The sequence below is a fragment of the Microbacterium sp. LMI1-1-1.1 genome (assembly GCF_040815675.1).
Lineage (GTDB): Bacteria > Actinomycetota > Actinomycetes > Actinomycetales > Microbacteriaceae > Microbacterium.
In genome coordinates this window covers 386,115-397,967 of sequence record NZ_JBFPNN010000007.1, presented here as the reverse complement: position 1 = coordinate 397,967, position 11,853 = coordinate 386,115, and the positions used below count along the sequence as shown (strand labels likewise).

The window sequence follows — 11,853 nt, the reverse complement described above, 5'->3', positions numbered from 1 at the left end:
GATCTCGCGCCCCCGCAGGTCCGCCCCCGGCCGCGCCGACCGCCCCGGCGTGCGCCGAGCGGTGCGGCCGGGACGACGAAGGGCCCGGATGCCATGGCATCCGGGCCCCAGGAGAGTGCTGCTTTACAGGCTCTCGATGATCTCGCGCATCAGGGCGGCGGTCTCGGACGGCGTCTTGCCGACCTTCACGCCGGCGGCCTCGAGGGCCTCCTTCTTGGCCTGAGCGGTACCGGCCGAGCCGGAGACGATCGCGCCGGCGTGACCCATGGTCTTGCCCTCGGGAGCGGTGAAGCCCGCGACATAGCCGACGACCGGCTTGGTGACGTTCGCCTTGATGAAGTCGGCCGCACGCTCCTCGGCGTCGCCGCCGATCTCGCCGATCATGACGATCGCCTTGGTGTCGGGGTCGGCCTCGAACGCGGCGAGCGCGTCGATGTGCGTGGTGCCGATGACCGGGTCGCCGCCGATGCCGATGGCGGTCGAGAAGCCGAGGTCGCGCAGCTCGAACATCATCTGGTAGGTCAGGGTGCCCGACTTCGACACGAGGCCGATGGGTCCCTTGCCGGTGATGTTCGCGGGGGTGATGCCCACGAGCGCCTCGCCGGGCGTGATGATGCCGGGGCAGTTCGGGCCGATGATGCGGGTCTTCTCGCCCTTCGACTTCGCGTACGCCCACGCCTCGGCGGTGTCGCCGACGGGCACGCCCTCGGTGATCACGACGAGCAGCGGAATCTCGGCGTCGATGGCCTCGACCATGGCGTCCTTCGTGAAGGCCGGGGGCACGAACGCGATCGACACGTCGGCGCCGGTCTCGCGGATGGCCTCCTCGACCGAGGCGAAGACGGGGAGCTCGACGTCGTTGCCCGACGCGTCCTTGTGCGCCACGGTGGTGCCGGCCTTGCGGGCGTTCACGCCGCCGACGACCTGGGTGCCGGCCTTCAGCATGAGGGCGGTGTGCTTGGTGCCCTCACCGCCGGTGATGCCCTGGACGATGACCTTGGAGTCCTTGTTGAGGTAGATGGACATGTCTGTGTATCCCTATCCCTTACGCGTTGGCCAGCTCGGCGGCCTTGTCGGCGCCCTCGTCCATACCGGCGGCGAGGGTCACCAGCGGGTGGTTGGCGCCGGCGAGGATCTCGCGGCCCTCCTCGACCTGGTTGCCGTCGAGACGCACGACGAGGGGCTTGGTGGCGGTGTCGCCGAGGATCTCGAGGGCCTTCACGATGCCCTCGGCCACGGCGACGCACGAGGTGATGCCGCCGAAGACGTTGACGAAGACGCTCTTGACCTGCTCGTCGCCGAGGATGACGTCGAGACCGGCGGCCATGACGGTCGCCGAGGCGCCGCCGCCGATGTCGAGGAAGTTGGCGGGCTTGACGCCGCCGTGCTTCTCGCCGGCGTAGGCGACGACGTCGAGGGTCGACATGACCAGGCCCGCGCCGTTGCCGATGATGCCGACCTGGCCGTCGAGCTTGACGTAGTTCAGGTCGTGCTGCTTGGCCTTGGCCTCGAGCGGGTCGGCCGCGTCCTTGTCCTCGAGCGCCTCGTGCTCGGGGTGGCGGAAGCCGGCGTTCTCGTCGAGCGAGACCTTGCCGTCGAGAGCGATGATGTCGCCGTCCTCGCTCTGGATGAGGGGGTTCACCTCGACGAGCGTGGCGTCCTCGCCCTTGTAGACGTTGAAGAGCTTGACGAAGACGTCGGCCACCTTGGGGGCCAGCTCGTCGTCGAACTTCGCGGCCTTGGCGATCTCCAGGGCCTTCTCGTGGCTGATGCCCTCGAGCGGGTCGACCTCGATGCGCGCGAGCGCCTCGGGACGCTCGACGGCGAGCTCCTCGATCTCCATGCCGCCCTCGACGCTGGAGAGCGACAGGTAGGAGCGGTTGGCGCGGTCGAGCAGCACCGAGAAGTAGAACTCCTTGGCGATGCGGGCACCGGCGGCGACCATGACGCGCTTGACGACGTGGCCCTTGATGTCGAGGCCGAGGATGGCCTGCGCCGCCTCGAACGCCTCGTCGGGGGTCTTGGCGACCTTCACGCCGCCGGCCTTGCCGCGGCCTCCGGTCTTGACCTGAGCCTTGACGACGACGACACCGCCGAGCTTCTCCGCGGCCGCCTTCGCCTCCTCAGGGGTGTCGGCGATGATGCCGGCGAGCACCGGCACCTCGTACTTTTCGAACAGATCACGTGCCTGGTACTCGTAGAGATCCACGGACAATCCTTCGCTGGGCGATCGGTGGTGGGAGGAGGCGAAATCTCTCGATATCAAGAGATCTGCACCAATCGTCCACCCTACCGGACAGGGCTGAATGGCCCCGCCCCGCCCCCTCCGATGGGAGGCATCCGCTTCGCCGGCCCGGGCTCGGCGGCATCCCGTCCTCAGTTCTGCGGTCCGGGGCCGTCCTGCCGCGGCGGCACCGCTCCGCCCTCGCGCCAGCGCCGGACCGTCTCCGCGAGACCCGCCCAGCCGTGCCCCCAGGGCGACGCGCACGTCCTGTCGTGCGTCGTGCGATGCGCCCCCCAGATGAGCGCCTTCGCCTCGTCCAGGGTCGCGAGGTCGCCGAGCGGCTGGGACTCGTCGTCGAACGCGCTCCACCGGCCGTCCGGCGCGAGCGCCGCGAAGCCCACGATGCGCCGCGCGCACGCCCCCAGGACGAAGTCGTCCTCGATGGTCTTCCACGTCGGCCCCGCGGCCGACCGCCCCACGTCGATCACCGTCAGCCCCTTCGCTCGTCCGACACCCGGTGCGAGCGAAGATAACGGCGAGCCACCCCGGGATGCGTGGATGGACCGCGTCGCGCAGCCCCCGGCACGGATCGCGAAGCCCTCCCCGGACCATGGATGCCGCAGTGCCCCACCCCCGCCCCGCCCGACCCCTCCGACGCTGACTTGCCCCGCATGTACGCCGCGACGCCGTCAGCGCGTGCATCTGCGCCAACTCATCGCTAGGGAGGGGGCCGGGATGCCACCGGGGGCCTCTCACGCCCTGCCCGACCCCTCCGACGTTGACTTGCCCCACATGTACGCCGCGACGCCGTCAGCGCGTGCATCTGCGCCACCTCATCGCTAGGGAGGTGGCGGGGATGCCACCGGGGCCCGCCACGCCCTGCCCGACCCGTCCGACGTTGACTTGCCCCATATGTACGCCGCGCGGCGGTCAGCGCGTGCATCTGCGCCAGGTCATCGCAACGCAGGTGGCGGATGCCGCGGGCGCACCGCCCCGGCGGGAGCGACGGGGGCGCGTCAGATCCAGCCGCGCTCGCGCGCGTGGATCGTCGCCTGCTGCCGGCTCGCGAGGCCGAGCTTGCCGAGCACCGACGACACGTGGTTGCGCACCGTCCCGGCCGACAGATGCAGCGCCGCGGCGATCTCGGCGACCGTCTCGCCGCGCGCGCCGGCCCGCAGCACGTCGAGCTCCCTGTCCGTGAGCGGACTCCGCTCGTCGCTCAGGGCGTCGGCGGCGATCTCGGGGTCGACGTAGCGCCGACCGGCGGCGACCTCGCGGATCACCGCGGCGACGTCGTCGGCGGGGCGCGACTTCGGCAGGAACCCGTCGACGCCCGCTCCCAGGGCTCGGCGCAGCACTCCCGGCCGGGCGTGGCGCGTGACGATGACGCAGCGCGACGGCACCGTGCGGAGAATGCGGGCGGCGGTGTCCACGCCGTCGAGGCCGGGCATCTCCAGGTCGAGCAGGCACACGTCCGGCCGCAGCCGCGCGGCCTCGGCGATCGCGGTCTCGCCGTCGCGGCACTCCCCCACGACGTCGAGGTCGTCCTCGAGCCGCAGCAGCGCGGCGAGCGCCGTGCGGATCATGTCCTCGTCGTCGGCGATGAGCACCCGGATGACCCGGTCGCCGCTCACGACACGACCCCGGCCGGCACGGCGACCGTGACGACGAAACGGTCGCCGGAGGCGGCGGCATCCATGGTCCCGCCGATGGCGCCGACGCGCGCCGCGATCCCGGCCAGGCCTGCGCCGTCGCCGACGGGCGAGGTCTCCCCGCGCACGTCGTTGCCGATCGAGAGGACCCAGGCGCCGTCGCGTCGGAGGAGGGACAGGGATGCCTCGGCGCCGCCGCCGTGCTTGAGGACATTGGTCGTGCATTCGCGGACGACCGGTCCGAGGACGTCCGCCGGCGCCTCCGCCGCATCCTCGGCGACGTCCAGACGCACCCGCAGTCCCGCCGCGCGCAGCAGGTCGACGGCGTTGGCGAGCTCGTCGGGCAGCGGCACCCCGCGGAACCGCGCGGCCAGATCCCGGGTCCCGCGGCGCGCCTCGTCGACGCTCTCGCGGGCCGCGCGGACCTGATCGGCAGCGGCATCCGGGTCCCGCGCGAGCATCTTCTCGGCGAGCTCCAGCTGCAGCGCGATGACCTGCAGGTGGTGGCCCTGCAGGTCGTGCAGGTCGCTCGCGAGGCGCAGGCGCTCCTGCGCCGCGGCGAGACGCCCCTCCGCGCGACGCGCCCGGTCGAGCTCGCGGACGACGTCCCACCACCACAGCGATGTCGCCGTGATCGGCACGAGCAGTGCGCCGAAGACCGCGGCGCTCGTGACCGGCCCGGCGTACGCGTCGGGGTTCAGGCGTGTGCCCTCGACGAACCAGACCGCGAGGATCACGACGGTGAGCAGGAGGACGAGACGGAACCGGATGCCACCTTGCCAGCGCACCAGGCAGAGGGCGTACGCGGCCGTGGTCACGGCCAGCAGCGGCGAGCCGAGACCGGCCCCGAGAGCGAGCGCGGCTGCGGCGGAGGCTCCGAGGAGCACCCACGGGACGCCCGCGCGGTGGTCCTCCGCGTCGTCGACCGGCTCGACCCGGTAACGCACGAGCAGGAGGACGCCGGCGGCGACGGACACGGCCGCACCCGCGACGAAAAGCGTGAGAGCCGCGGGGTACGGGAGGAGCGGCTCGCGGTACAGGAGCGCGAGCAGCCACATGAACAGGGTGGTGAGCTGGAAGACGACGAGGGAGCCGGCCGTGTACCACCAGGTCACGCGCACGTCGCGGGCGTAGCTCGTCGCGGCGGGCATCCGAACGGACGCGGTCTCGTCGTTCCGCGGGACGGTCGAAGACGCGGCGATCGGCGAGGCGGCGGGACGGGGGCTCACACCCGCCACAGTACGGGCATGACATTCGTCACGGGTGGGCCGTCGCATCCTCCCGTGACCGGGTGACACCGTGACACTGCCGCCGCGAGCCGCCCGCCGATGAGATGGGATCACCGCGGAACACCCCGCGATCCAGACCCCCGGAGGCATCCATGTCCAACCCCGTTTCCGACCTCGTCCTCGGCTTCCAGGACCTCGTCGCCGGTGTGCCCGATCTCGTCCAGCCGCTCGTCGTGGCCCTGGCCGGGGCGGTGCCGTTCATCGAGGGCGAGGGGGCGGCCGCGATCGGGATCATCGGTGGCATCCATCCCGTCCTCGCCGCCGTCGCCGGCGCCCTCGGGAATCTGCTGTGCGTGGCGGTGGTGGTGCTCGTGGCATCCCGGGTGCGCACCGCCGTGACGACCCGCCGCGGGGCGCCCGAGAAGCCGACGACGGCGCGGCGCGAGAAGTTCGAGCGGGCCTATTACCGCTACGGGACGCCCGGTGTGAGCCTGCTCGGCCCGCTGCTGCTGCCGACGCAGTTCACCGCCGCCGCCTTGACGTCGACCGGGGTCTCACCGGTCCGTGTCATCGCGTGGCAGGCCGCGGCGATCGCGCTGTGGACGACTGCCGTGACGCTGATCATCACGGGCGTGATCCGCACCGTGGCGTGATCCGCCGCGCGGCGGGTTCCGGGGCGCGGGGTGTGGGGCGCGGGATGTGCGCTGGGGCGCGGGATGTGCGCTGGGGCGCGAGATGTCCCGCCCCAGTGCACGGATGGCGCCCCGATCCCGCGAGCCGGCGACAGGCTCGATCGTGCCGACGTCGCCGTCCCACGTCACTCGGTGCGAGCGGGCCGATCAGGTCCTTGGCCGCGAGGAATCGACAGCCCCACAGCGAGACCGCCGATGACGAGCCCGATGGCGAGCACGCCGATCACCGCCGACATGATGAGTGTCGGTTGTGCGGCCTGGTCCGCGATGTCGAGGGACGGCCCGATCTCGTCGACCCAGATGCCGTACTGGATGCCGTCGATGCCGAGCAGCACGATGATGGCCAGTCCGATCGCGGCCGTGATCAATCCCCAGATCTGTCCTCGCATCTCATCAGCCTCTCAGGTCCGGTGCGCGCCGTGGGGTTCGGGGCGCGGGATGTGCGTCGGGGCGCGAGATATCCCGCCCCGATGCACGGATGGCGCCCCGAACGACGCCCACGCGCGAATCCGCCTCGCATAGGACTCGCATAGGTCCTCTCAGCAGCGGGCAGGGTCCGGTGAGGCTCCGGTGAGGGCGCGGCACCTTTCCTAGGGGCATGCGAACGCCAGACCCCGCCCCCGAGTCCGACGCCCCGCGCCGCACCCCCGACACCGGGACTGCGCCCGACGCCGTGACCGCCCCCGTCGCCCCGCGCCGCCGCACCGACGCCGCGACGACTGCGCCCGGCGCCCCCACCCCGGCCGCCCCGCGCCGCACCCCCACGACCCGGCGCCGCACCACCCGCCGCGCCTTCCTCGCCGGCGGCATGGCGGTCGTCCTCACGGTCGGCGGGTCCGCCTGGTGGGCGGCCGATCGCTTCCTCGTCCCGCACGTCGAGGTCGCCGATGTCGCGGCCTACGAGGCGGAGAACTCCACCGTCGCCGCTCCGTCCGAGGCGTCCACCACGACGACGACCTCGCTCACCGACACGAGCTGGAGCGACGGCTCCACCTCGGTGTCCCTCTCGACGGTGACGACCGACACCCTCACCTACTACGTCGCCGACGTCGTGCTCGGCGACGCGACAGATCTGCGCTCGGCCTTCGCCAACAACCAGTTCGGCGAGAACATCACGCAGACGACGAGCGAGATCGCCGCAGCCAATGACGCGATCTTCGCCATCAACGGCGACTACTACGGCTTCCGGTCGACCGGCATCGAGATCCGCAACGGCGTCGTCTATCGCGACGAGGGCGCCCGCGAGGGCCTGGCCTTCTACACCGACGGCCACGTCGAGGTGTACGACGAGACCCAGACGACGGCCGATGACCTCCTGGCATCCGGAGTCTGGAACACCCTCAGCTTCGGCCCGGCCATCGTCGAGGACGGGCAGGTCGTCGACGGCATCGACAGCGTCGAGGTGGACACCAACGTCGGCAACCACTCGATCCAGGGCGACCAGCCGCGCACCGCGGTCGGCGTGATCGACGAGAACCATCTCGTGTTCGTCGTCGTCGACGGCCGGCAGGAGGGGTACAGCGAGGGCGTCACGCTGCCCGAGCTGGCCGACATCATGCTCTCGCTCGGCGCCACGACCGCCTACAACCTCGACGGCGGCGGCTCGTCGACGATGTACTTCAACGGCGAGGTGGTCAACTCGCCGTCGAACGGCGGCGAGCGCGGCACCAGCGACATCCTCTACGTGGCGGGCTGAGCGGTGTTCGTCCTCATCCCCGCGTTCGAGCCGGGCCCGCGCCTGCCGATCCTCATCGGCGAGCTGCGCCGCGCGGATCCCGACCTGGAGGTGCTCGTCGTCGACGACGGCAGCGGCCCCGCCTTCGCGCCCGTCTTCGCCGCCGCCCGCGACGAGGGCGCCCAGGTCCTCGCCCACCCCGCCAACCGCGGCAAGGGCGCGGCGCTCAAGACCGGGTTCGCCCGCATCGCCGCCGAGCGACCGGATGCCGACGTCGTCACGGCCGACGCTGACGGACAGCACACGCCGACCGACGTGTGCCGCGTGGCGGAGGCGTTGCGCACCGACGCGGCGGACGGACGGAGCGCGCTGGTGCTCGGCGTCCGCGGGTTCCGCGGCGACGTCCCCCTGCGCAGCCGCGTCGGCAACGCGGCCGCACGGGGACTGTTCCGGCTCGCCACCGGACGGCAGGTCACCGACACGCAGACCGGACTCCGCGGCATCCCGTCCGACCGTCTCGCCTGGGCGCTCGGCGTCCCGGGCGACGGCTTCGAGTACGAGCAGCGGATGCTGCTGCGCCTGAGCCCCGACGGGATCGCCGCCCACGAGGTGCCCATCGACACGGTCTACCTCGACCGCAACGCGTCGAGCCATTTCCGTCCGGTGCGCGACTCGCTGCGGGTGCTGCTGCCGGTGCTGCTGTTCGCGTCGTCGTCGCTCGCGGCGTTCGTCGTGGACACCGTGGCGCTGCTCCTCCTGCAGGCGCTGACGGGCTGGCTGGTCCCGTCCATCGTCGCGGCGCGTCTGCTGTCGGCGAGCGCAAACTTCCTCGTCAACCGGCGCGTGGTCTTCCGCGCCCAGGGCGGCCCGCTCGTCGGGCAGGCGGTGCGGTACGGGGTGCTGGCCCTGGCCCTGCTGGCATCCAACATCGCCTGGATGTCCTTCCTCACCGAGCACGGGCTGGCCCTGCTGCCCGCGAAGGTCGTCACCGAGGGGGTGCTGTCCGTCCTCAGCTACGGCGTCCAGCGATCGCTGGTCTTCCCGCGGATGGATGCCGCCGGCCCGCCGCCCCGCCCGATCTCGCGGCCCGGCACGCCCGCTGCCGCCCCGCAGGCCCCGGCCACAGCCCCGGCCCCCGCCCCGCACGCCTCCTCCACAGCCGGCGTCTCGGGCCCGTCGTCCACAGCGGACCCCGCGGACGCCTCCGCCCCGACCCCCACCACGTCCGATCCCCTCACCGCAAGGAGCACCCCATGACCACCACCGCCCTCCTCCTGGCCGCGGCCGACCTCGTCGCCGCCGTCCTGCTCAGCGCCGTCTACTTCCAGCGGCATCGCCGCCGCGACCTCGTCGTCGCCTTCCTGGGGGTGAACGTCGGCGTCCTCGCCGTGGCCACCGTGCTCGGCACCGCGGAGGTCGCGCTGGGCCTCGGGCTCGGCCTGTTCGGCGTGCTGTCGATCATCCGGCTGCGATCGAGCGAGATCACTCAGCGCGAGGTCGCCTACTACTTCGCCGCTCTCGCGATCGGTCTCATCTGCGGCCTGCCCCACACCGACCTCCTTACTCCCCTGCTGCTCGTCGGACTGATCGTCGCCGTCCTCGTCGTCGCCGACCACCCGCGGGTGCTCTCGCGGTCCCGGCACCAGGTCGTGCACCTCGACCGCGCCATCCCGGACGAGACCGCTCTCCGCACGGAGCTCGAGCGCCTGCTCGGCGGGGAGGTGACCGGGCTCACGGTCCAGCAGCTCGACCTCGTCGACGACACCACGCTCGTCGACGTGCGGTACCGCGTGCGGGCCGCCGCGGCCCCCACCGCCCGACCCGCCGACGACGCCCGCGCGGACACCCCCGCCGCGCGCCGCTCCGACGAGGACGGCACCGGCATCGCCTTCGCCGACCTGATCGGCGGCGCCCGATGAGCCCCCGCGACCGTGCGACCGACGCCCTCGCCGCCCTCCCGTCGATCGGGCTCGACGCCCTGACCGCCGATGCGGCGCTCCTCACCCGGGTGGACCGCAAGTACGTGGTGCCGATGGATGCCGCCGCCTCCCTCCTCCACGCCCTCCACCGTTCCGCCGACGCCCCGTCCGCGCTGGAGATCGCGGGCGAGCGGGAGCTGGCCTACCGGTCGGTCTACTTCGACACCCCCGACCTACTGAGCTTCCGCCTCGCCGCTCACGGCCGCCGCCGCCGGTTCAAGCTCCGGACGCGCACGTACCTCGACACAGGCGCCGCCTACCTCGAGATGAAGACGCGCGGAGCGCGCGGCCTCACCCGCAAGGAGCGCGACGAGTACGACATCGGCGCCGCCGAACGTCTCACCTCCGCGGCGCGCGACGACGTCGCCGAGGCGTTCGGGGCGATCGGGGTCGCCCCGGCTCGCGCCGACGACCTCGACGCGCGGCTGCAGACCCGGTACCGGCGCGCGACGCTGCTGCTGCCCGGGGCGATACCGTCGCGTGCCACCGTCGACCTCGACCTCGAATGGGTCGACGCGGACGGCGCCGGCTTCACCCTTCCCCGCTTCGCCATCGTCGAGACGAAGTCCCCCGGCCAGGCGGGAGCCCTCGACCGCGCCCTGTGGCGCGCCGGGCACCGCCCGCAGCGCGTCAGCAAGTACGCCACCGGGATGGCGGCGCTGCGCCCCGACCTGCCCCGGAACCGCTGGACCCGGGTCCTCTCCGGACCGTTCGCCTCCCCGGCATCCCTCTCCCCCTCCCGCCCCGCTCGAAAGGACACGCCATGCGCCGCCGCCTGATCCCCCTGACCCTCCCCCTCGCCCTGGCGGGCCTCGTGCTCGCCGGATGCGCCGTCACCGCGCAGCCCGCCGCGACGCCGTCGGCCACGTCGCCGCTCAGCACCGAGTCGAGCGTGCAGACCACCATGGACGTCGACGCGGCCATCCCCGCCGCCGCCGCGGAGCTGCTCGCGGCGAACGCCGACGGCACCGTCGTGAACGACGACGAGTGGAGCACCGCGGATGCCGCGACCATCACCCTCTCCGGCTCCACCGCGTCCAGCGACGCGGACGGCGTCACCGTCGACGGCTCGACCGTCACGATCACGGCGGCCGGCGTCTACCGCCTCACCGGGACCCTCGACGGTCAGGTCGTCGTGGACGCCCCCGACGACGCGCAGGTGGTCCTCGTGCTCGACGGGGCGACGATCACGAGCACCTCAGGCTCGGCGATCCACGTGGTGACCGCCGACGACGTCGCCCTTTCGCTCGCCGACGGCTCGACGAACGCCGTCACCGCGGCGAGCTCGGCCGACGCCGACGCGAGCGCGGCGATCTCCGCCGACAGCGACCTCACCGTCTCGGGCTCCGGCGCGCTCACGGTGACCGACACCGGCAACGACGGCATCTCCGCCACTGACGACCTGGCCATCCTCGGCGGGACGATCACCGTGGATGCCGCCGACGACGCCCTCCGCGGCAAGGACTCCCTCGTGGTGTCCGGCGGCACGCTCACCCTCACCGCCGGCGGGGATGCGCTGAAGAGCGACCAGACGGACGACGCCACCCAGGGCTACGTGTGGGTGTCCGGCGGCACGATCGACGCGACCGCGACCGATGACGGCATCGACGCGCAGACCGACGCCGTCGTCACGGGCGGCACCGTGGCGATCGCGGCCGAGGGCGACGGCATCCATTCCGAGACCGCCCTCGCGATCACCGGGGGCGACATCACCGTCAGCCGGTCGAACGAGGGCATCGAGTCGGCCGACATCCGCATCGCCGGCGGCACGACCCGCGTCACCTCCTCCGACGACGGCGTGAACGCGTCGGGCACCACCACGTCCGGCGGCGGGATGGGCGGCGGGATGCAGGACACCGGCGAGACCGTCACCATCTCGGACGGCACCCTCGTGATCGACGCGGAGGGCGACGGTCTCGACTCCAACGGCAGCATCACCATGACCGGCGGGGACGTCACCGTCTACGGACCCACCGGTCAGGGGAACGGGGCGCTCGACTCCAACGGCGGGCTCACCGTCACCGGTGGCACGCTCGTCGCGATCGGCAGCACGGGCATGGCGGAGTCGCCGGACGCCTCGTCGGCGCAGGGCTGGATCGCCGCGACGGCGTCGGGCTCCGCCGGGTCGACGGTGGAGATCCAGGATGCCACCGGCTCCGTCATCGCCTCGTACACGGCCGAGAAGTCGTTCGGGTCGGTGGTGTTCTCGTCGTCGGCGGTGACCGACGGCCAGACCTACACGGTGAGCGTCGACGGCTCCGCGACGTCGGTGACCGCCGGCGTCGCCGCGGCGGGCGGCATGGGGATGGGCGGCGGCGGCCAGCGGCCCTGACGCCCGCCGCGGGTCGGGGCGGGCGCCGCCGGGTCGGGGCGTGCGCCGCGGGTCGGGGCGGGTCGGGGCG

Annotated in this window: 12 protein-coding genes; 6 read left to right on the top strand and 6 right to left on the bottom strand. The window is 72.8% G+C overall.

What is annotated here, in order from left to right; translation table 11 throughout:
* Positions 1-123: 123 nt before the first annotated feature.
* The 5 genes from sucD to MRBLMI1_RS07815 form a co-directional block, all read right to left on the bottom strand.
* Positions 124-1,026 carry a succinate--CoA ligase subunit alpha gene (sucD, locus tag MRBLMI1_RS07835; protein ID WP_367729234.1) on the bottom strand — a complete coding sequence of 301 codons (903 nt, stop codon included), beginning with the start codon at positions 1,024-1,026 and terminating at the stop codon, positions 124-126.
* 19 nt (positions 1,027-1,045) lie between these two features.
* On the bottom strand, positions 1,046-2,209 hold the full coding sequence (gene sucC / locus MRBLMI1_RS07830) for an ADP-forming succinate--CoA ligase subunit beta (RefSeq protein ID WP_367729232.1): 1,164 nt from the start codon (positions 2,207-2,209) through the stop codon (positions 1,046-1,048).
* A gap of 167 nt (positions 2,210-2,376) precedes the next feature.
* Positions 2,377-2,712: a hypothetical protein gene (locus MRBLMI1_RS07825; protein ID WP_367729217.1), complete on the bottom strand. Its 336-nt coding sequence runs from the start codon at positions 2,710-2,712 to the stop codon at positions 2,377-2,379.
* Positions 2,713-3,240: 528 nt separating this feature from the next.
* Positions 3,241-3,858, bottom strand: a complete 618-nt coding sequence (locus tag MRBLMI1_RS07820; protein WP_367729215.1) for a response regulator transcription factor — start codon at positions 3,856-3,858, stop codon at positions 3,241-3,243.
* Positions 3,855-5,105, bottom strand: a complete 1,251-nt coding sequence (locus MRBLMI1_RS07815; protein WP_367729213.1) for a sensor histidine kinase — start codon at positions 5,103-5,105, stop codon at positions 3,855-3,857. Before MRBLMI1_RS07815 ends, MRBLMI1_RS07820 begins: the two co-directional genes overlap by 4 nt.
* A 152-nt stretch (positions 5,106-5,257) precedes the next feature.
* On the opposite strand from MRBLMI1_RS07815, the gene MRBLMI1_RS07810 reads away from it, so the two are divergent.
* Entirely contained in the window at positions 5,258-5,758 is a 501-nt protein-coding gene (locus MRBLMI1_RS07810; RefSeq protein ID WP_367729211.1) for a small multidrug efflux protein, read from the top strand.
* Positions 5,759-5,922: 164 nt separating this feature from the next.
* Here MRBLMI1_RS07810 and MRBLMI1_RS07805 read toward each other — a convergent pair whose 3' ends face one another.
* Positions 5,923-6,186: a hypothetical protein gene (locus MRBLMI1_RS07805; RefSeq protein ID WP_367729209.1), complete on the bottom strand. Its 264-nt coding sequence runs from the start codon at positions 6,184-6,186 to the stop codon at positions 5,923-5,925.
* 419 nt (positions 6,187-6,605) lie between these two features.
* On the opposite strand from MRBLMI1_RS07805, the gene MRBLMI1_RS07800 reads away from it, so the two are divergent.
* From MRBLMI1_RS07800 to MRBLMI1_RS07780, 5 genes are read left to right on the top strand one after another with little or no spacing between them, the layout of a single operon-like run.
* Positions 6,606-7,493, top strand: a complete 888-nt coding sequence (locus MRBLMI1_RS07800) for a phosphodiester glycosidase family protein (protein WP_367730831.1) — start codon at positions 6,606-6,608, stop codon at positions 7,491-7,493.
* A gap of 3 nt (positions 7,494-7,496) precedes the next feature.
* On the top strand, positions 7,497-8,729 hold the full coding sequence (locus MRBLMI1_RS07795) for a glycosyltransferase (protein WP_367729207.1): 1,233 nt from the start codon (positions 7,497-7,499) through the stop codon (positions 8,727-8,729).
* Positions 8,726-9,391 (top strand): DUF4956 domain-containing protein, encoded by a 666-nt coding sequence (locus tag MRBLMI1_RS07790; protein ID WP_367729205.1) that lies wholly within the window; start codon positions 8,726-8,728, stop codon positions 9,389-9,391. The genes MRBLMI1_RS07795 and MRBLMI1_RS07790 overlap by 4 nt, the downstream gene beginning before the upstream one ends.
* Positions 9,388-10,230: a polyphosphate polymerase domain-containing protein gene (locus tag MRBLMI1_RS07785; protein ID WP_367729201.1), complete on the top strand. Its 843-nt coding sequence runs from the start codon at positions 9,388-9,390 to the stop codon at positions 10,228-10,230. Before MRBLMI1_RS07790 ends, MRBLMI1_RS07785 begins: the two co-directional genes overlap by 4 nt.
* Positions 10,215-11,783 carry a carbohydrate-binding domain-containing protein gene (locus MRBLMI1_RS07780; protein ID WP_367729199.1) on the top strand — a complete coding sequence of 523 codons (1,569 nt, stop codon included), beginning with the start codon at positions 10,215-10,217 and terminating at the stop codon, positions 11,781-11,783. Before MRBLMI1_RS07785 ends, MRBLMI1_RS07780 begins: the two co-directional genes overlap by 16 nt.
* The last annotated feature ends 70 nt before the right edge of the window (positions 11,784-11,853 follow it).

Bases quoted from the DNA above. Each gene is read 5' to 3' on its own strand.
- MRBLMI1_RS07780 (WP_367729199.1), top strand. From the start codon at position 10,215: ATGCGCCGCCGCCTGATCCCCCTGACCCTCCCCCTCGCCCTGGCGGGC.
- MRBLMI1_RS07800 (WP_367730831.1), top strand. From the start codon at position 6,606: ATGGCGGTCGTCCTCACGGTCGGCGGGTCCGCCTGGTGGGCGGCCGAT.
- MRBLMI1_RS07805 (WP_367729209.1), bottom strand. From the start codon at position 6,186: ATGCGAGGACAGATCTGGGGATTGATCACGGCCGCGATCGGACTGGCC.
- MRBLMI1_RS07790 (WP_367729205.1), top strand. From the start codon at position 8,726: ATGACCACCACCGCCCTCCTCCTGGCCGCGGCCGACCTCGTCGCCGCC.
- MRBLMI1_RS07810 (WP_367729211.1), top strand. From the start codon at position 5,258: ATGTCCAACCCCGTTTCCGACCTCGTCCTCGGCTTCCAGGACCTCGTC.
- sucD (WP_367729234.1), bottom strand. From the start codon at position 1,026: ATGTCCATCTACCTCAACAAGGACTCCAAGGTCATCGTCCAGGGCATC.
- MRBLMI1_RS07785 (WP_367729201.1), top strand. From the start codon at position 9,388: ATGAGCCCCCGCGACCGTGCGACCGACGCCCTCGCCGCCCTCCCGTCG.